This is a genomic window from Pseudoalteromonas ostreae (assembly GCF_018069805.1).
Classification (GTDB): Bacteria; Pseudomonadota; Gammaproteobacteria; order Enterobacterales; family Alteromonadaceae; genus Pseudoalteromonas; species Pseudoalteromonas ostreae.
The window spans coordinates 118429-137573 of record NZ_JAGPYN010000014.1; the positions used below are offsets into that span (position 1 = coordinate 118429).

13 protein-coding genes and 12 tRNA genes are annotated in these 19145 nt (G+C 40.9%); 11 read left to right on the forward strand and 14 right to left on the reverse strand.

Annotated elements, in window-relative coordinates; genetic code table 11:
- Together speA and speB are read left to right on the forward strand one after the other, a co-directional pair.
- Window positions 1-1914, forward strand: a complete 1914-nt coding sequence (speA, locus tag J7338_RS12980) for a biosynthetic arginine decarboxylase (RefSeq protein ID WP_210797451.1) — start codon at window positions 1-3, stop codon at window positions 1912-1914.
- A 1-nt stretch (window position 1915) separates the two neighbouring features.
- A complete protein-coding gene (gene speB / locus J7338_RS12985; protein ID WP_210797452.1) occupies window positions 1916-2839 on the forward strand; it encodes an agmatinase in 924 nt (307 codons plus the stop codon).
- 58 nt (window positions 2840-2897) lie between these two features.
- On the opposite strand, the gene J7338_RS12990 is transcribed toward speB, so the two are convergent.
- From J7338_RS12990 to J7338_RS13000, 3 genes are read right to left on the reverse strand one after another with little or no spacing between them, the layout of a single operon-like run.
- Entirely contained in the window at window positions 2898-3191 is a 294-nt protein-coding gene (locus J7338_RS12990; protein WP_210797453.1) for a hypothetical protein, read from the reverse strand.
- On the reverse strand, window positions 3188-4225 hold the full coding sequence (locus tag J7338_RS12995) for a M48 family metallopeptidase (RefSeq protein WP_210797454.1): 1038 nt from the start codon (window positions 4223-4225) through the stop codon (window positions 3188-3190). The genes J7338_RS12990 and J7338_RS12995 overlap by 4 nt, the downstream gene beginning before the upstream one ends.
- On the reverse strand, window positions 4226-5320 hold the full coding sequence (locus tag J7338_RS13000) for a YjgN family protein (RefSeq protein WP_210797455.1): 1095 nt from the start codon (window positions 5318-5320) through the stop codon (window positions 4226-4228).
- 169 nt (window positions 5321-5489) lie between these two features.
- On the opposite strand from J7338_RS13000, the gene J7338_RS13005 reads away from it, so the two are divergent.
- The 7 genes from J7338_RS13005 (at window position 5490) to msrB (ending at window position 14036) form a co-directional block, all read left to right on the forward strand.
- On the forward strand, window positions 5490-6221 hold the full coding sequence (locus J7338_RS13005; RefSeq protein WP_210797456.1) for an RNA methyltransferase: 732 nt from the start codon (window positions 5490-5492) through the stop codon (window positions 6219-6221).
- 80 nt (window positions 6222-6301) lie between these two features.
- Window positions 6302-9697, forward strand: a complete 3396-nt coding sequence (locus J7338_RS13010) for a chromosome segregation SMC family protein (RefSeq protein WP_210797457.1) — start codon at window positions 6302-6304, stop codon at window positions 9695-9697.
- 40 nt (window positions 9698-9737) lie between these two features.
- Window positions 9738-10490, forward strand: a complete 753-nt coding sequence (zipA, locus tag J7338_RS13015) for a cell division protein ZipA (RefSeq protein WP_210797458.1) — start codon at window positions 9738-9740, stop codon at window positions 10488-10490.
- Between the two features lie 93 nt (window positions 10491-10583).
- A complete protein-coding gene (ligA, locus tag J7338_RS13020) occupies window positions 10584-12605 on the forward strand; it encodes an NAD-dependent DNA ligase LigA (RefSeq protein WP_210797459.1) in 2022 nt (673 codons plus the stop codon).
- Window positions 12598-12942, forward strand: coding sequence for a DUF3392 family protein (locus J7338_RS13025; protein ID WP_210797460.1), 345 nt, complete (start codon window positions 12598-12600; stop codon window positions 12940-12942). Before ligA ends, J7338_RS13025 begins: the two co-directional genes overlap by 8 nt.
- Window positions 12939-13442 (forward strand): DUF2919 domain-containing protein, encoded by a 504-nt coding sequence (locus tag J7338_RS13030; RefSeq protein WP_210797461.1) that lies wholly within the window; start codon window positions 12939-12941, stop codon window positions 13440-13442. Before J7338_RS13025 ends, J7338_RS13030 begins: the two co-directional genes overlap by 4 nt.
- A gap of 153 nt (window positions 13443-13595) precedes the next feature.
- On the forward strand, window positions 13596-14036 hold the full coding sequence (gene msrB / locus J7338_RS13035; RefSeq protein WP_210797462.1) for a peptide-methionine (R)-S-oxide reductase MsrB: 441 nt from the start codon (window positions 13596-13598) through the stop codon (window positions 14034-14036).
- A gap of 128 nt (window positions 14037-14164) precedes the next feature.
- Here the strand turns inward: msrB and J7338_RS13040 are convergent, their stop codons facing one another.
- The 11 genes from J7338_RS13040 to J7338_RS13090 form a co-directional block, all read right to left on the reverse strand.
- On the reverse strand, window positions 14165-15826 hold the full coding sequence (locus tag J7338_RS13040) for a tetratricopeptide repeat-containing response regulator (protein ID WP_210797463.1): 1662 nt from the start codon (window positions 15824-15826) through the stop codon (window positions 14165-14167).
- Window positions 15827-16164: 338 nt separating this feature from the next.
- Window positions 16165-16247: transfer RNA gene (locus tag J7338_RS13045), tRNA-OTHER, on the reverse strand.
- A 147-nt stretch (window positions 16248-16394) separates the two neighbouring features.
- Window positions 16395-16477: transfer RNA gene (locus J7338_RS13050), tRNA-OTHER, on the reverse strand.
- 149 nt (window positions 16478-16626) lie between these two features.
- A tRNA-OTHER gene (locus J7338_RS13055) sits at window positions 16627-16708 on the reverse strand.
- A 173-nt stretch (window positions 16709-16881) separates the two neighbouring features.
- Window positions 16882-16957 (reverse strand) — tRNA-Val (locus tag J7338_RS13060).
- A 19-nt stretch (window positions 16958-16976) separates the two neighbouring features.
- Window positions 16977-17052 (reverse strand) — tRNA-Val (locus J7338_RS13065).
- 42 nt (window positions 17053-17094) lie between these two features.
- Window positions 17095-17170 (reverse strand) — tRNA-Val (locus J7338_RS13070).
- A gap of 19 nt (window positions 17171-17189) precedes the next feature.
- A tRNA-Val gene (locus J7338_RS13075) sits at window positions 17190-17265 on the reverse strand.
- 35 nt (window positions 17266-17300) lie between these two features.
- Window positions 17301-17376, reverse strand: a tRNA-Val gene (locus tag J7338_RS13080).
- A 172-nt stretch (window positions 17377-17548) separates the two neighbouring features.
- A tRNA-Val gene (locus tag J7338_RS13085) sits at window positions 17549-17624 on the reverse strand.
- Window positions 17625-17793: 169 nt separating this feature from the next.
- Window positions 17794-17869 (reverse strand) — tRNA-Val (locus tag J7338_RS13090).
- Window positions 17870-18752: 883 nt separating this feature from the next.
- On the opposite strand from J7338_RS13090, the gene J7338_RS13095 reads away from it, so the two are divergent.
- Window positions 18753-18828 (forward strand) — tRNA-Ala (locus J7338_RS13095).
- Window positions 18829-18867: 39 nt separating this feature from the next.
- A tRNA-Glu gene (locus J7338_RS13100) sits at window positions 18868-18943 on the forward strand.
- The last annotated feature ends 202 nt before the right edge of the window (window positions 18944-19145 follow it).

The following is a 19145-nucleotide window of genomic DNA, read 5'->3' on the forward strand; positions in this document are numbered from 1 at the left end:
ATGAAAGAGACAACATCACTAGAACAAGCTCGCACGAGTTACAATGTTCGTCATTGGAGCCAAGGTTTTTTTGGTATTAATGATCAAGGTGATGTGTATGTTGCGCCCAAGGCTGATGCCCCAGAGCAAACCATCGCACTTATTGATATTGCAAAACAACTTGAAGATAAGGGCTTGAGTTTACCTGCGTTGGTTCGTTTTCCACAAATTTTGCATCATCGCGTGCACAGCTTATGTGCTGCATTTAATACTGCGATTGAAAGCTATGGTTATCCAAAAGATTACTTGCTTGTTTATCCAATTAAAGTAAACCAACAGCGCGAAGTGGTCGAAGAAATTGTTGCAAGCCAAGCGAATGTAGAAAAGAAACAACTTGGTTTAGAGGCAGGCAGCAAGCCTGAGCTATTAACAGTATTGGCATTAGCTGAAAAAACCAGTGCAGTGATTGTCTGTAATGGCTACAAAGACAAAGAATATGTGCGTTTAGCATTAATTGGCGAAAAGTTAGGCCATAAAGTGTATATCGTACTTGAGAAACTGTCTGAGCTGGACATGGTACTAAGCCAAGCTAAAGAGCTGAACGTAAAACCGCGTATTGGTATTCGCGTGCGCTTAGCGTCGCAGGGTAAAGGAAAATGGCAAGCCAGCGGCGGTGAAAAATCAAAATTTGGTTTATCTGCTTCACAAGTATTACATGTTGTTAATCGTTTAAAAGAGACTGATCAACTTGATTTAGTACAGTTAGTGCATTTTCATTTAGGGTCGCAAATGGCCAACATTCGCGACGTACGTTTAGGTGTTAGCGAAGCGGCGCGTTTTTATTGTGAACTACGCAAACTCGGTGCACAAATTGAATGTTTAGATGTCGGTGGCGGTTTAGCGGTTGATTACGATGGCACACGGAGCCAGTCTCACAACTCGATGAACTATAGCTTAGCTGAGTATGCAAATAATATTGTCTACACCATTGGTGATATTTGTAAGCAGTACGAGCAACCGTTCCCGACTATTATTTCTGAGTCAGGGCGTGCGTTAACTGCGCATCACGCGGTACTTATCTCTAATGTGATTGGCACTGAAAGCTATGAGCCTGAGGAAATTCAAGCGCCAGCAGTAGATGCACCGTTATTGCTGAATAACATGTGGCTGTCGTGGCAGCAATTGCATGTGCTGACAGACGACCGTGCATTGATTGAGATATATCATGATAGCCAAGGTGATTTAGCTGAAGCACATAACCAGTTTGCGATGGGATTATTAGATTTAACTCAACGCGCTTGGGCTGAGCAAATAAATTTACGTGTGTGTTATGAGCTTAATAAACACATGGATAACAAAAACCGTTTTCATCGCCCGATCATTGATGAACTTAATGCCCGTTTGGCGGATAAATTTTTTGTTAATTTCTCATTGTTTCAGTCATTGCCTGATGCCTGGGGTATCGATCAAGTGTTTCCGGTATTGCCATTAAGTGGCTTAACTGAGGCACCTCAACGTCGTGCGGTATTATTAGATATTACCTGTGACTCAGACGGTGCACTAGATCATTACGTTGATGGTCAAGGCATTGAGAGCACTTTACCAGTGCCTGCATTTAGTGCAGAAAAACCGTATTTGATGGGCTTTTTCTTAGTGGGCGCGTATCAAGAGATTTTAGGTGATATGCATAACCTGTTTGGTGATACCCACAGTGCGATGATCAGCATGGATGAGCAAGGCCAGGCGAGTATAGTAGAAATTAATCAAGGTGACACAGTGGCAGATATGATGCGTTATGTGCACTTAGATGTTGAAGGTTTTCAATCTTCATATGCACAGCTGGTGGCTGCAAAATTACCACAAGCTGAGCAACAAAGCGTGCTTGATGAATTACAAGCGGGTTTAGACGGTTATACTTATTTAGAAGAGCTTTAATATGACCACTTTGTTTGATCACCCTGATCACTCATTGTATTCCAATGGCATGACGTTTTTACGCCAGCCAATGGTACAAAATATTGCTGACATCAATGCTGATGTTGTGGTGTTAGGGTTGCCATTTGATATGGCAACCTCAGGACGCCCTGGCGCGCGTTTAGGCCCTGATGCGATTCGTCGTGCATCAGTGCACTTAGCGTGGGAAGAAACAAAATACCCATGGACGTTTAAATTGTTTGAGCGTTTAAAAATAGCGGATGCAGGGGATTTTACTTACCCAGTTGGTGATGCTGAGTACTTTACCGCTAAGCTTGAACAAGCAGCCACAGGTATTTTAAGCCAAGGCAAAACGATTTTAGGTTTAGGGGGCGATCATTTTGTAACTTTACCTTTATTACGCGCGCACGCTAAACGTTTTGGTAAAATGGCCTTGGTGCATTTTGATGCCCACACAGATACCTACAGTAATGGTTCTCGCTATGACCACGGCACCATGTTTTATCATGCGCCAAAGGAAGGGTTGATTGATGTTGATCACAGCATTCAAATAGGTATTCGTACTGATTTTGACCAAAGCAAACATGAGTTTGCAGTGATTGATGCGATGACCGCTAATGATTTATCAGCGCAGACTATTGCTGAGCAGATTAAAGCGAGAGTGGGTGATTTACCGGTGTACATCACCTTTGATATAGACTGCTTAGATCCAGCATTTGCACCAGGTACTGGCACGCCAGTATGTGGCGGCTTAACATCAGATAAAGTACTTAAGGTATTACGTGCTCTTAAAGGCATTAATATGATTGGTATGGATGTTGTTGAAGTGTCCCCCTCGTATGATCAAAGTGAATTAACCGCGATTGCCGCAGCCACCATTGCCAGTGAGCTACTGCATTTATGGGCACTAAAGCATAAGTATTAATATGTTTTAATGCAGATTAAAAAGCGCCAATTTGGCGCTTTTTTTGTTTATAGCTATCTCACTTGAACTTCATATTATGCTTTTTGGCATAAAGTAAACATACCGGTATTTCAATTACCAAATAAGTTAAAAAGGTGAACCAAAACCAATTCATTTCAAACCAGATCCAATTAAATGCTATGTACGAATTGTAATAAAGGCTGCCTGCAATGGTTAAAGTGATCGCTGTGGCAAATAAATCCTGTATCGATACTTTTTTAAAATCATTTCCTGCAAAGCGTGGGTAAATAACACCATACCCTAGCGCAATCATGATGGCGGCTAAAACGATTAACGTTAACTCAGGTGTCATTTCGGCTTATATTGCCTCACATAATCAATTCTCTCTTGCGAGCTTGGGTGTGTTGATAAGTATTCTAACCAGCTATCATCAAGTTTAGCCTTTTCATCTAAGCGTGTTTGCAGGGCTTCAATTGCATCCGCAAAATCATGCTTAGAGTAGCCTAATGCGATTAATTTCTCTATTGCATACTGATCAGCTTCGCGTTCCATATCCCGTGAAAATGCTTGCTGTAAAAAAGACGATCCAGAGCCCAAAACCACCTCTGTAATACCTTCTAAGTCACCAAGAATAACCGCGAGAACAATACTACTGGCTGCCGCTTGTGCGGTCAGGCGAATACCATGATGGTACTCAACATGACCAATTTCATGTAATAAAATTGCGCGTAGTGCGTCCGGCTTATCATTTAAGAGCTTAACAAGCTCATCGGTAACAACAACGCGGCCATGTGGCAGTGCAAACGCATTAGCTGACAAGTAGTCTGATTTATAAAATGAGAGTCTAAATTTAGCGGCATCTAAATTCAGCTGCTTGAGCATCGTTTGCCATTGTAACTGTAATGCTGATTGTTGGTCTTCACTGAGCTTTGTTGGCTCTAAAGCAACTTTCTCAATCACAGTGATAGCTTGCTCTCCCATGTTTTCAACGGTGCTAGGTGAGGCCAAGCTTACGCTATATACCGCGATGGCTGGGATGCCTCGGTATAAAATAAACCACAATAGCAGTGGCGTTAAGATAATTGACAGTAAAATAAGCGCTTTATTTTTTTCTAAGCGTTCAGTAAGTCCCTGTTTATCTGGAGCAAACTGCCAGCGAAAATGTATATCCTGGGGCACAAAGCGGCCCCCTTCAGAAAAGCAGATTGCGGATGCAATACCCGGCAAAGGGCTTTCTAACAGGCAATTTACGAGTGATGAAGACACTAAAAGCTGTTGTTGAGCGTCGATAAGTTGCAGGTTGTCGTCAGTGACAATAGCGCTGCATTGTTGATGCTGGCTGCTATTAGGGTAGTAATAGCAGCCAGTGATAGGAAAATCACTCATTTAAGTAAGCGAAATATCAATATCAAACACATTTGCCGCTTCTTCAGCAAATGATGATTGCTCTTGTTGCGCTGTATCAATAATTGAAAGGGCACCGCTGTAGATGGTGACCTCTGTTGCTTTAGCGAGTAGGCGAGCTCTGCGTATTTTTGCCCATGGGTAAGCCATGCCTAAACTAAAAATAATTGCCAGTGCATTAGTGAATAACAATATGGCGTAGTCTGCGGCCTTTAAATCAGATTTAAAGCAGGTCACATCGCTAAACTCACTACTGTTAAAAATATGGTTACGAATAATTGATTGATAAACTGCACTGATCATTGTTAGAAATGCTATGTATAAGGCCATTATTAACAGTGGAAATATTATGGTAGAAATATTTATATTATTTGGATCAATGTCACTCACGCTCATTGCTACTCCACCGATGCCTGCAAAAATACCAAAGATAACTAAGCCTGCGATTGCGACTCCGATTGTAATAAGTGTAGCCATATAATAGGTTTCACCTTTGAGGTTCACATTGATAGCTTTATTACCGTAACTGATATTTTCATGTAAATATTGATCCATACGCTTTAACGCGTAAGGCAGTAATAAATACAATGTGAATACACTGGCGATAGGCAATAGTACAAAGTTAACGAATGCGTCGCCGTAGTTGCCAGAAAATGCAAAACGTACGTTACGATGGCGGGTCATACGCATATTAAAACGTAGGCCTTGGTTGATGATCCAAGGCATAGCCAATAAAAAACCTAGTGCGAATAAAAGTCCAATTAATGGTAATAACTGTACAACAAGGCTGTAAATTACAAAAACCACCACCGCTAAAATACGCCCTTTGAGAATTTGTATTGGGGTGGCTAGGTAGTCAAAACTATGGCCATCGATTTGGGTGTTACCATAAAAATAACGATAGGTGCGTACTTTAGCCCATGCCGAATAAATACCGAGGGTTAAAATACTAAGCAGAATATTGACTATCCAGATGCCAAAGAATTCGCCAGCTTGACCGCTAAATTGTACTCGGCCTTGAAAGATAGTTGGGTTAGTTGCGATTGGTGATTCAGTTGAATGTGTGGTGGGTTCCATTTTTTATTTCCAGTTCCTTTTATTAAGTAGCAGAAGTTACTAAAAAAATGGTTTTTAATCAATCATAATCAACGGTAGCAACTAATTTAACGGTAGAAAGACTGAGCTTTCAATTTTAGAACTTTTAGTTATATCTGTTATACTCACGGCGTCATTTTATGAGGCTGTTATGATTTCAAAAAACCAACTTAAGTTAATTCGTGCATTAGGTCAAAAAAAGTACCGAAAGCAACATAATCAATACCTTGTGCAAGGTGAAAAAAACGTACTTGAGTTATTGGCAAGTGGTTTAACAATTATTGATATATTTGCGACAGCAGCCTTTATCGCGCAGTTCCAGCAGCAGTTTACTCACGTAAATATGATTGAAGCTGATGAAGATGTGTTAACTAAAGCAAGTACTTTAGTGAGTAATAATGCAGCTATTGCGATAGTTGACATGCCAACAGCGAGTGCACCGCAGGCAAGCGGTTTAATCTTAGCCCTTGATGGCGTATCTGATCCAGGCAATTTAGGTACCATTATCAGAGTAGCTGATTGGTATGGGATCAAGCATATTGTCACCAGCACAGATAGTGCCGATGCTTATAACCCTAAAACTATTAGCGCCACTATGGGCTCGTTTGTTAGAGTCTCAGTGAGCCAAGTTGAGTTGCCTGCGTACTTAAGCGGTTTAAACTTACCTATTTATGGCGCTTTTTTAGATGGAAAAAGCGTGCATAAAACTCAATTTACAGGCCAAGGTGTTTTGTTAATGGGTAGTGAGTCTCATGGAATACGTCAAGCTTGCACAGCATTGGTAACAGATAAAATAACCATCCCCGCTTTTGGTGGTGCAGAATCTCTCAATGTAGCCATGGCAACGGGTATTATTTTAGATAATTTTAAACGCCAAGCTTAATCCCTGTACTTACTTTTATCGTCAAGAACGGTTAAATTAGATACTCTAGCTATAACAATAACAATCGGTAAACCAATTAGATGCGTTTGAGCACCATAAAATTAGCGGGTTTTAAATCTTTTGTAGAGCCCACTAAAATTCCATTCCCAGATCAAATGACCTGTGTCGTTGGCCCAAACGGCTGCGGCAAGTCTAATGTCATTGATGCTGTGCGTTGGGTGCTTGGCGAAAGCTCTGCAAAAAATCTGCGTGGCGATGCCATGACCGATGTTATTTTTAATGGCTCAACCAATCGCAAACCTATTTCTCAAGCGTCGGTTGAGTTGATTTTTGATAATACCCAAGGGCACTTACCGAATACTTTTGCCGATCGAAACCAAGTGGCGATTAAACGTTTGGTAACACGCGACGGGCAATCGCTGTATTTTCTCAATGGCAGTAAATGTCGTAAGCGAGATATTACCGATATATTTTTAGGCACAGGTCTTGGTCCGCGTAGTTATGCGATTATTGAGCAAGGCATGATCTCGCGTTTAATTGAGAGTAAACCGGCAGATTTACGGGTGTTTTTAGAAGAAGCTGCAGGCGTTTCAAAATACAAAGAGCGCCGCCGCGAAACGCAAACCCGCATTAAAAGCACCCGTGAAAACCTTGAGCGTTTACTGGATGTACGTAAAGAATTACAAGCACAAGTTGATAAACTGGCAGTGCAGTCAGTTGAAGCAAAAAAATACCGCGAGTTAAAAACCCAAGAGCGCACCTTAAAAGGGCAACTTGCGGTCTTAAAATGGCAAAAGCTACATCAGCAACAAGTGACTAAAGCCGACACAATGGCCAAGTTGAATGAGCAAATTAGTTTTTTTAAAACTGCTCATTCAGGTCATGACGATGTACTAGCAAGTCTTGAAAACCAAGTGCAATTGCAACTTGAAAAACTCAATGATGCGCAGCAAGCCCAGCACCAAACGCACACTGAATTGACTCGTGCTGAGCAACAGCAAATAAACTTAAAACAACAGCAACAAGCGTTTAGTCACAACCTGATCAAACAACAACAGTTGCAGTTACAAAATCAGCAGCTGCAACAACAGCAAAAAGACCATACTGATGAGTTACAAAATGCGTTACAAGAGGCAATTGAACATACTTTAATATGTACAGAACAAGTCACTGAGATGGCCGACGCGGCGGCACAGTTGCAAAGTGTCAAGCAGCGCAGTGCTTCGGATTGGCAAAGAGTTAATGAACAGTTTCAGGCTATTAATACGCAATATAGCAAGCAACAAAATATAGCCGATCAACAGCTGCAAAATTTGCACTATATTAAAAACCAGCAAACGGCATTAGAAAGCGAATTAATAGAGCTGGCAGAAAATCCAATTGCTGAACAAGTAGCGCAACAGCAGCAGTTAATGCAGTCACTAACGCAAGAATTAGCTGCAAAACAAACTGCCTTAAACAAAGTAAATAGTAATCATCAACAAGCTCAAACCGTGTTACGCACCTGCCAAGATGCACAGCAAACACTAGCACAACAACAAAACGAAAATAAAGCCAAAATAGCAGGCTTGAATACAATACTCGCAGATACTCCAGCGCAAGGTAGTGGCGACGTTTTGGCACAGTTAGTTGTACGTACTGGATTTGAGCATGTGGTTGAACAAGCATTACAAGGGCTTGAACAATTAAATGTGACATCTACAGCAACACCTAACGGAGTATGGCCAACTACCGACACCGCACCGCAAAGCTCATTAGCGGTGTTTATAGAGCAAGGGGTTTACCCTGATTTATTACATCGCATTAAGTATAAAAATAATTTTGCTCATAATGATTTAGCGGATCAGTATTGGCTTGCAGTGATTGATCGCCAAGGTAATATTCAGGGCCGCAATTGGTATCAACAAGCCAGTAAAAGTGCAGAAAATTCGTTGCTGATCAAACATAAACAGTTGGCCGAAGCAACGCAGTTAGCATCTCAACTCAGTGACGAACTAGCTATACAAAGCAATAAGCTTACACAACAACAGCAAATCTGTGAGCAATTGAAGGCACAAAGCGAAGAGTTAAAAGCAGCGGTACATCAGCTTGCTCAACAAGTGGCCTCAGGAAGCACTCGTCGCGATATGCTCAAAGAGCAATTACAGCAGTTTCAGAATCAACAACATAAATTACAAGCAAAGCTACACCAGTTAAACGTTGAACACACGAGCATAGAGAATAAAGTGGCTGAACAACAGCAACATATAGCAAGTGTGGCAAAACAGCGTGATGAAATAAGTGTTGCGCTTAATGATGCTCAAGTGCAGCAGCAACACACTGATGAGCAATATAAACAGGCAAACGCTCAGCTTGAACACTATAAAACGCTTGCCCATCAGGCGACGCTAAGTGAACAAAAAGCGCGCAGTGAATGCCAACTCAGTGACACTAAATTACAGCATGCAACGACCGCCAGCGAAACCGCCAGTGAAGCTGTCAGTGAGTTAACCGCGCAAATTGAAGAGTTGGTGATCCCATTAGAAGAGGTCGCAGAGCAAATAATATTATTGCTGGATCAACATCAACAAAGTGACATTGAACTCAAAAATTTGCAAAGTGCATTGACGGAGGCTAAAACAGCTCTTGTAGATAAACAAACAACGCTTAAAGCGTCGCAGGGGGAGCTGGTACTTTTACAAGAACAATTACAACAACTTGCCCTCGAAGAGCAGAGCTTATTAATTAAAGCACAGGCGGCTCTTGAACCTCTGGGTGAGTTACAGCAAAACTTGAAAGAAGTATTGGCACAGCTCCCTGAAAACACCAATATAAACACTTATCAAGGCCAGCTTAATAAAGTAGGACAAAGTTTAAGTGACTTGGGCGCGGTGAACTTAGCGGCGATTGATGAGTTTGAACAAGCGCAGCAGCGTAGCCAGTATTTAGATCGTCAAGTAGAGGATTTAAGCAAAGCATTGACGACACTTGAAGGTGCAATTGGAAAAATTGATCGCGAAACCAAAACGCGTTTTAAAATGACTTTTGATCAAGTAAATCACGATTTTGGTCAGTTATTCCCTAAAGTATTTGGCGGCGGCAGTGCATATCTTGAATTAACCAGTGATGACTTACTGGAAAGTGGTGTTAGTATAATGGCACGCCCACCGGGCAAGAAAAATTCAACAATTCACCTTTTAAGTGGTGGAGAAAAAGCGCTGACCGCATTATCATTGGTATTTTCAATATTCAGGCTCAATCCAGCTCCGTTCTGTATGCTGGACGAGGTAGATGCACCACTTGATGATGCGAATGTTGGGCGATTTTGCCGATTAGTGGAAGAAATGTCACAATCGGTGCAATTTATTTATATCAGTCATAATAAAATTGCCATGGAAATGGCTGGCAGGTTGACGGGTGTAACAATGGCTGAACCGGGCGTTTCGCGTGTGGTTGCTGTTGATATTGAACAAGCGGTGCAAATGGCACATGCATAAATATTAATATTTGAGTAGATAAATAATAAAAGGTGAGGGGATGGCCGAACAATTAAGATGGGTTTTAATCATTATCAGCGTAATTGTCATTGGTGGATTATTAATACATGGCCTATGGTCAGTTCGTAAAAAAGATGCACCCGCTGCGACTAATGATGAGCGTGTTGAGCCTGCAGAACAAGTGCCTACTGAGCGTCAAAGCGTAGCTGAGCCAGCATCTCATACTGAGCGTGATGAACCGCAGTTTGGGGATTTAAGCTTCAGTGCTGATGAAAAGCAACCACACTCTTTTGCAGTGTCAGAGGACGAACCTGCCGCTGAGGTTGATGATGTGACTACTGCATCAGATGTAAGCATAGAGGATGAACCAGAGCAACCGCCAGCTAGTGATTTTATTATTGTGCATATTCAAATGCCTGAAGGCTTGAGTATGGAAGGCAGCAAACTATTGCCAGCTGTAAACACACTTGGTTTTAAGTACTCTGAAGAAGGTTTTTTTAATCGCCATTTAGACCCAGCTGGACTAGGCCCTGTGCTGTTTCGATTAGTGAACATGTATAACCCTGGTACTTTTGATATAGATAATATAGAACAATTTAGCACCGCTGGAATTAGCTTGTTTATGACCTTACCGTGTGATGGTGACGGGCTTGCTGCATTTAATATGTTGCACAGTGCGGCTAAAAAGTTAGCAGATGAATTTGGCGCTGTTATTTTAGACTCACAACGTGAAGAAATGACCGTTGATAGTGTGCGCAATTATGTTGAAAAAGTGAGACGCTTTTCAGCTTAATCACCTGCAATATACAGTTAATTAATTAAGAATTTTATAAGCCACTTGGCGATAACTCGTTTAAGTGGCTTTTTTATGTTTTTTGAGGTCAGTATGTCCACTTTAGTATTAGCGCAAATAACGCAACTTCGTCAGCAGTTAGAAGATCACAATCATAGTTATTATGTACTTGATAAACCAAGTATTCCTGATGCTGAGTATGATCGTTTATTACAACAATTAAGTGCGCTTGAGGTAGCAAACCCTGAGTACTTGAGTACTGATTCACCGACCCAGAAAGTAGGCGGTGCGCCGCTTGCTAAGTTTGAACAAGTAACACACCAAGTGCCTATGTTGTCACTTGATAACGCCTTTAGTGAAGAAGAGTTCAGTGCCTTTAACCGCCGCATTAAAGAACGTTTGATGGATAATAAAGAGCTAACTTTTTGCTGCGAACCAAAACTTGATGGTTTAGCGGTGTCGATTTTATACCGTAATGGTGTGTTAGTGCAGGCGGCAACGCGTGGCGACGGGCACACCGGCGAAAATATTACCACTAACGTTAAAACGATTCGTAATGTACCGCTAAAATTACGTGGCGATGACTTTCCCGAGGAAATTGAAATTCGTGGTGAAGTGTTCATGAATAGCGCCGGATTTGACAAACTTAATGCTGAAGCCGAAAAGCATGGCGACAAAGTATTTGTTAATCCACGTAATGCAGCTGCAGGCAGCTTGCGTCAACTCGATTCAAAAATCACCGCCAAGCGACCTTTGATGTTTTATGCCTACAGTATTGGTGTTGTGACAAATGGTGAATTACCAAGTGATCATTACCAGCAATTGGCTAAGCTAACTGACTGGGGGTTACCACTTTGCCCGGAAACAAAATTAGTCGAAGGCCAGCAAGCTGCTTTGGATTACTATCAAGATATACTTGAGCGCCGCAGCAGCTTGAAGTATGAAATTGATGGTGTGGTGATCAAAATAAATAACAAAGCACTACAAGAGCGGTTAGGTTTTGTGGCGCGAGCTCCGCGTTGGGCCATTGCGTATAAGTTTCCTGCGCAAGAAGAAATCACTCAGCTACTGGATGTTGAATTTCAGGTCGGGCGCACTGGCGCAATTACCCCTGTGGCTCGTTTAGAGCCAGTATTTGTTGGTGGTGTCACGGTTTCAAATGCAACGTTACACAATCGTGATGAAATAGAGCGTTTGGGTGTAAAAATTGGCGATACTGTGATCATTCGCCGTGCTGGTGATGTGATCCCACAAATTACTCAAGTGGTATTAGAGCGCCGTCCAACAGATGCCAAAGAGATTGAGTTTCCGGCTACTTGTCCAATTTGTGACTCCCATGTTGAACGCATTGAAGGCGAAGCCGTAGCGCGCTGTACAGGAGGCCTGGTGTGCCAAGCACAGCGTAAAGAAGCGATCAAACACTTTGCTTCACGCAAAGCACTCGATATCGATGGCCTAGGCGATAAAATTGTTGAACAGCTGGTGGACAGAGAGCTCATTAAAACGCCCGCAGACTTATTCATACTTAAACAAGGACATTTTGAATCGCTTGAGCGCATGGGGCCAAAATCGGCGAAAAACTTAGTAGCTGCACTTGATGATGCAAAACAAACGACGTTGGCCAAGTTTTTATACTCATTAGGTATTCGTGAAGTTGGTGAAGCGACGGCGCAAAATTTAGCTAATCACTTTTTAACGCTAGATAAAGTAACTGCGGCAACAACTGAAGCGTTAGTCGAAGTTAGTGATGTTGGGGAAATTGTAGCCAAGCATGTGCGTGGTTTTTTTGCTGAGCAACATAATTTAGATGTCGTAACTGCCTTGCTGGAGCTGGGTATTCATTGGCCAGAACTCACGCCGCCAAGTGAAGATTCACAACCGTTAGCAGGCTTAACTTATGTGTTAACAGGAACTTTGAATGAGCTTAATCGAAATGATGCAAAAGCACGCTTGCAGCAGTTAGGGGCGAAAGTTTCGGGTAGTGTATCAGCTAAAACCGATGCGTTAATAGCGGGAGAAAAAGCCGGTTCTAAGCTCACAAAAGCACAAGATTTAGGCATTGAAATACTGACCGAAGATGACTTAATTGCATTACTGGCGCAACATAATGGATAGCATTATTACGCTTTTTCAGAATTTAGCACTGACCTTTGGTCAGTGGCTAAAGCCTTACTTATATAATATCGCATTGTTACTGGTGGTGTGTTTGGTGTCTTTGTATGCAAATGAGATTATCAAAACCACGAAACGCTTTGTAGCAAGGCGCCACTTTATACTCAGAGTATGTGCATTTGTACTGGTAACCGGGTTTGGTTTTGGCTTGTTAGTAGTATTTGTCACTCCATTACTAAGCCAGTTACTGATGTTCTTTGGTGTGCGCTGGTTAGGTGTTACAGCCGTGGCTGCATTCATATTACTTGGCGTAGTAGCCGAGAGGAAAAACCAGTTATGAAGCGTTATGGACCAGAGTATTGGGACAAATATGGCACCTATCGCACTCCAATCGCGTTTCATTTGAGTTTACTGGTATTACTTCGTGCCTACTTTATTTGGATCATTGCGGCACTGAGCAGGCGTCCTGAGCTTGATTTAATGTCATTAGTGTTTAGATCTAAAGCTGACTTTTTCAGTGCGTTGGCTATTGGTGCAATAGCCATTATTCCTGCCGTAATTTTTTGTTTGCGCAGGCCACAAAAAAGCGCAGACAGTGCAGCATGGTTAGCGCGAATGTGGCGTTTTATGCGGTGGCCATTATTAGCATGTGCAGCGATAGATTTAAGCTGGCTGATTATTCAAGCCGCTCATAGTTATTATCAGTTTTCGATGTTTTTAGCGCTGCAAATGGTGACGGTATTATGGGTATTATTATATTTAGCAAAAAGTCGTTATTTAACGGTGTTTTTTAATGATTGGCCTGATCCTGAAACCGATGGAAAAAGTGCAAGTAAGTAATTTAGGTAACGACTGTTTTTTCCACAGAGCAGTGACAATGCTCAATCGCTTCTAAAACTGAACTTATGTATTACTTTAATGGTCTTTTTACAGAGCATGAAGAACAGTCAATTATAATTGAATTAAACCCATCATTACTCAATGAGGTCAGCTATGTTGAATTGGAATGATATTTTAAACTTTGCCACTCATGGCAACCCTGAGCCGAGCCGTAAAGTGGTAAAAACCAAGCAGCAATGGCGTGAACAATTAACCGAAGAAGCCTTTTATGTAACTCGTAATAAAGGCACAGAGCGCCCACACAGCTCAGATAGCTGCACCTTGTTTGAACCTGGTAAGTACGCCTGTGTATGTTGTGATAACTTATTATTTGATGGTGATGAAAAATTTGATAGCGGCACTGGCTGGCCATCATTTACTCAACCCGCGCAACTAAACACGATTGCTTACAATGGTGACAAGACTCATGGTATGCAAAGAATAGAAACTGTATGTAATGTATGTGATGCGCACTTAGGTCATGTCTTCCCTGATGGACCAATGCCAACTGGTCTGCGTTATTGTATAAACGCGGTCTCATTGAAGAAGGTGTAATTTATTAGCTCGTAATTGACAATAACCAATGCCTTACTGCATTTACATGATGCGATTCCTGTAAGGCTGGATTTTAAAAGTCATACCACCGCTTATCAGCGATATTTTGAATTTCGTATTCCTCATTCTTATTTGGTTTTACCGGACTCTTCTATATTAGCGAGTGTTAGCCCCATACTCGTGGCTTGTTGTACTATTTTATTAAAGCGTTGTTGCTGTTCGTTGTCCAATGTTGTCGTATTGAGTAACGCATAGCACTTTTTTGCCATTATTAGGTTCAAGGTTTGGCCATTTTTCTTGGAACTATCAAATAGGCATTGCAATAAATTTAAAGCAATACTAGGATTACGAGGCATTACTCTAAATGCTTGTGTAAACGCTTCAAGAGCGGTATTTAATTGTCCACGATTAAACTGTGTAACAGCATGGTTATTCAGCTCTTTAGGGCCCATTTTTATATCACGACGTTCACTTTGTTGCTGTTGTATATAACGTAAATAAACAGCATCACTCACGGTTGGATGACGTTCACAATGACTGATAATTTGGTTAAATAATGATTGCGCTTTGTGGTGAAAACCCAGCTCATGAAATGCCTTTGCTTTATCAAGTGCGCCATCGACAGAGCGAATGTGGCTATCGTCATCATCGAGTTGTTCGATTAGCTTTTTCGCTTTTTGATGTTCATCTTTTAGATAATGTAAACGGGCATTTAAAACATCTATTTGCGCCTGATTGTGACTATTTGGAAATTGACTTTTTAAATCAGTTAAGTATTTATTAGTTTGTCTTGAAATCCGTTGAATCTGATCGCTTTGATCTGTCGTTAAGGCAAAATCGATACCAGCACGTGCCGCATTTAAATATACGTCAGGGTGATCGTGAATAGAATGCTTGGCAAAGTTGGCGATATCTTTTTGTGTTAGATAATTTTTTTCATAATCATGATTGATCAGCGATACATGGCTAAGTGATTTTTGACGATCTATATTACGCGGCGCAATATCAACAGCTTGGCTTAAAAAGTTTTGCGCTAATTCAAATTGGTTTAATTTAATTTCCAGTTTACCAAGTAAATCGAGTGCGACTAATCGTGTTTCATGACGTTGTAGCATCGTTTTTAGCATTTTTTGTGCAAGAATATGCTCGTTATTAGCAATTAACGCTTCAACTAAACCTACCTTTGCCCATGTGAACTTTTGGATATCGAGAACAGATTTAAAGAATACTTTTGCGGTGTCTGCACGTTTTAAGCGAAGTAGGGCATCACCTTTTAAACGTAATAATATTGCGCTATATGCATTGTCTTTTTTATCAAGTGCAGTGTTGATCTCCTTTAGTGCTTTAGAGTCATTACCATCGTCAATAAAATTATATATTGTTTGTAAATGGTTTTTACGCAGTAAAATTCGTTCTATACGCGTTTTAAGATCATATATTGTAAATGGCTTAACTAAAAAATCATCAGGTTGCAGCTCTAAAACACTGTGTACAAGGGAGCCGCTAGTCTCAGCAGAAATAAAAATGAAGCCAGTGGAGTTCTTTATTAGACGTTTAGCCCGTAACTCTTCATATAACTGATAACCATCTTGGTGCTTACTCAAATTAAAAGAGCAAACAATCAGATCAAACTGTTCACTGGTGCACTGCTCTTTAGCTGAATTTGCATGTTCAGCAAAGCGCAGCTGTCGAAAGCCAAGTTTTTCGAGCGACTGTTTCATATAGCTTTGAGCAAGAGGTTGCTCTTCAACTATAAGTATTTTTGCATTAGAAAAAATCTTTGCTGGCATTAGACTTGTGACCATGTGAACGTATCAGAGACTATAATAAACAGTCTAGTCGCTGACAAGGGAATTTAAAATTTAATACGCAGACTTCGTTTGTTTGATCAGTTATGGGTTTTAAAGCAGCTTGATTATCCAAATTTAGGTAGCGCTAGTTATTGCTTGAGGATTTTTATAGTGATAGGAGACCCTAGCTTTGTAAAGCGCCTAGGTTGATGCTTTTCAAACTTAATTATTCATCAAGGAACATATTAAAAGAGTTTCAGGTTTGGAAAAGAATTAGCGTGTTTAGAGGCTTTTTGAGTTTTATTTTTAACAGAATTACTAAGAGGTTTTATATGTGGTGGGCGATACTGGACTTGAACCAGTGACCTTCGCCATTATTTGTGAAGGATGGCGATGCTTTTTTCAACTGAGCTATTTATCGATTAAAGAATATAACGTGAGGTTTTATATGTGGTGGGTGATACTGGACTGAACCAGTGACCCTCGCCATTATTTGTGAGGGTGGCGATGTTTTTTTCAACTGAGCTATTTATCGATTAAAGAATATAACGTGAGGTTTTATATGTGGTGGGTGATACTGGACTTGAACCAGTGACCCTCGCCATTATTTGTGAAGGGTGGCGATGCTTTTTTCAACTGAGCTATTTATCGATTAAAGAATATAACGTGAGGTTTTATATGTGGTGGGTGATACTGGACTTGAACCAGTGACCCTCGCCATTATTTGTGAAGGGTGGCGATGTTTTTTTCAACTGAGCTATTTATCGATTAAAGAATATAACGTGAGGTTTTATATGTGGTGGGTGATACTGGACTTGAACGAGTGACCTTCGCCATTCTTTGTGAAGGGTGGCGATGCTCTCCCAACTGAGCTATTTATCGATTAAAGAATATAACGTGAGGTTTTATATGTGGTGGGTGATACTGGACTTGAATTAGTGACCTTCGCCATTCTTTGTGAAGGGTGGCGATGTTTTTTTCAACTGAGCTATTTATCGATTAAATTTCAACTGAGCTATTTATCGATTAAAGAATATAACGTGAGGTTTTATATGTGGTGGGTGATACTGGACTTGAACCAGTGACCCTCGCCTTGTAAGGGCGATGCTCTCCCAACTGAGCTAATCACCCACATATAATTTTGATTAAATGGTGGGTCGTACTGGACTTGAACCAGTGACCCTCGCCTTGTAAGGGCGATGCTCTCCCAACTGAGCTAACGACCCCAAATAATCAATTACTAAACTTTACGATAACCATTTTATAAATGGTGGGTCGTACTGGACTTGAACCAGTGACCCTCGCCTTGTAAGGGCGATGCTCTCCCAACTGAGCTAACGACCCGTAAAGTTTTATATCTAAATGGTGGGTGATACTGGACTTGAACCAGTGACCCTCGCCTTGTAAGGGCGATGCTCTCCCAACTGAGCTAATCACCCATTTAGATATCTTGTAATATGCACCATTCTAATAATGGTGGGTCGTACTGGACTTGAACCAGTGACCCTCGCCTTGTAAGGGCGATGCTCTCCCAACTGAGCTAACGACCCATATTACAAATTTAAAACGCTACTATTAAAATAAATAGTACTGGATTTTAACCAGTGAACCTCTCCGTTAGTTGTAAATAGCGGTGATGCTCTCTTTTCTTGTAACTGAGCTTGTGACCCATATTACAAATTACAAACATGCAACTACTAATATAATAACAGGTTTTATATGTGGTGGGTGATACTGGACTTGAACCAGTGACCCTCGCCTTGTAAGGGCGATGCTCTCCCAACTGAGCTAATCACCCACATATAAATTAAAACGCTATTATTAAAATAAATAGTACTGGACTTTAACCAGTGAACTTCGCCGTTACTTGTAAATAGCGGTGATGCTCTCTTTTTTCCAACTGAGCTTGTGACTCATATTAAAAATTTAAAACATGCAACTACTAATATAATAACAGGTTCTATATGTGGTGGGTGATACTGGACTTGAACCAGTGACCCTCGCCTTGTAAGGGCGATGCTCTCCCAACTGAGCTAATCACCCACATATAAATTAAAACGCTACTATTAAAATAAATAGTACTGGACTTTAACCAGTGAACCTCGCCGTTACTTGTAAATAGCGGTGATGCTCTCTTTTCTTAGAACTGAGCTAATCACCCACATCTAAACAACAACTCATTGCTGCGTTGTTGTGGGGCGCTATTATAGATAGAGTTGTAAATGTGTCAACACTTGAATGAGGAAAAATGTTTTAGATGCAGGTTTTATAATCAATGAAGTAAGATTGAGATTGTTTTATAGCCAATTTACTTACATTCAATCTATATGTGCAATCAATTTACTCATTATTTAATGCAATACTTTAATAGCTAGTGGTGCCTGTTAGTCAAAAGCGGATTTGTTTTTTAATCATGAGGGAGGAAGGTTATAGTCAATCGCATTGAAAAATCCAAATACCGTTAGTTAAATACGATTGATATAAAACACCGACTGTAACTAATGGAGCCTCTGTGATCATATAAATAACTGACAATAGAGTAGGGGTGTTGCAGTTAATTGCTAGTATGTTCATCTTAAATTCGTTTTACTTGGTGATGAAAACGTTGTTGTGAAAAACAAGAAAAGACTCCGACTTTATTTTGCATATAAATGTATACCTTATTGTTTTGATGTTTTAGAGTATATTTCACCTCAGTTAATCTAGATTGTGCGCCTTTCAGTCCTAATTTTTGTTTTGAAACAGCTCCCTTGCATGTATTTTGAGCATCGCGGTTTATTCATTATTCAGTTTGTTGAAAATTAAACCGTTTAAAGAAAGTTACTGAAAAAAATGTTGACATTATTTTGGTGGCTGCATAGAATGCGCCCCGCACTCAGCGATACACAGCACGGTTTAACTGCGCAAGTGTTTAGCAAAATAAATTGGGGCTATAGCTCAGCTGGGAGAGCGCTTCGCTGGCAGTGAAGAGGTCTGCGGTTCGATCCCGCATAGCTCCACCAATTTATTAAAGTGTTTGTCCTAGGGTAGCAGTTTTCTGTGTCCCCATCGTCTAGAGGCCTAGGACACCGCCCTTTCACGGCGGTAACAGGGGTTCGAATCCCCTTGGGGACGCCACTTAACTTTTATAAGTTAAAGGCGGGTTAACCGAGAAAATAGCGAACAAATTAAGCTCGAGTCTTAATTTGTATTAATCGCAATTACCTTAAAAGCTCATGATGTGAGTCTAACTAATCAATTGTCCTAGTGATACATTTATGTGTCCCCATCGTCTAGAGGCCTAGGACACCGCCCTTTCACGGCGGTAACAGGGGTTCGA

Bases quoted from the DNA above. Each gene is read 5' to 3' on its own strand.
- J7338_RS13010 (WP_210797457.1), top strand. From the start codon at position 6,302: ATGCGTTTGAGCACCATAAAATTAGCGGGTTTTAAATCTTTTGTAGAG.
- msrB (WP_210797462.1), top strand. From the start codon at position 13,596: ATGTTGAATTGGAATGATATTTTAAACTTTGCCACTCATGGCAACCCT.
- J7338_RS13000 (WP_210797455.1), bottom strand. From the start codon at position 5,320: ATGGAACCCACCACACATTCAACTGAATCACCAATCGCAACTAACCCA.
- speA (WP_210797451.1), top strand. From the start codon at position 1: ATGAAAGAGACAACATCACTAGAACAAGCTCGCACGAGTTACAATGTT.
- J7338_RS12995 (WP_210797454.1), bottom strand. From the start codon at position 4,225: ATGAGTGATTTTCCTATCACTGGCTGCTATTACTACCCTAATAGCAGC.
- zipA (WP_210797458.1), top strand. From the start codon at position 9,738: ATGGCCGAACAATTAAGATGGGTTTTAATCATTATCAGCGTAATTGTC.
- J7338_RS13040 (WP_210797463.1), bottom strand. From the start codon at position 15,826: ATGCCAGCAAAGATTTTTTCTAATGCAAAAATACTTATAGTTGAAGAG.
- speB (WP_210797452.1), top strand. From the start codon at position 1,916: ATGACCACTTTGTTTGATCACCCTGATCACTCATTGTATTCCAATGGC.
- ligA (WP_210797459.1), top strand. From the start codon at position 10,584: ATGTCCACTTTAGTATTAGCGCAAATAACGCAACTTCGTCAGCAGTTA.
- J7338_RS13030 (WP_210797461.1), top strand. From the start codon at position 12,939: ATGAAGCGTTATGGACCAGAGTATTGGGACAAATATGGCACCTATCGC.
- J7338_RS13025 (WP_210797460.1), top strand. From the start codon at position 12,598: ATGGATAGCATTATTACGCTTTTTCAGAATTTAGCACTGACCTTTGGT.
- J7338_RS13005 (WP_210797456.1), top strand. From the start codon at position 5,490: ATGATTTCAAAAAACCAACTTAAGTTAATTCGTGCATTAGGTCAAAAA.
- J7338_RS12990 (WP_210797453.1), bottom strand. From the start codon at position 3,191: ATGACACCTGAGTTAACGTTAATCGTTTTAGCCGCCATCATGATTGCG.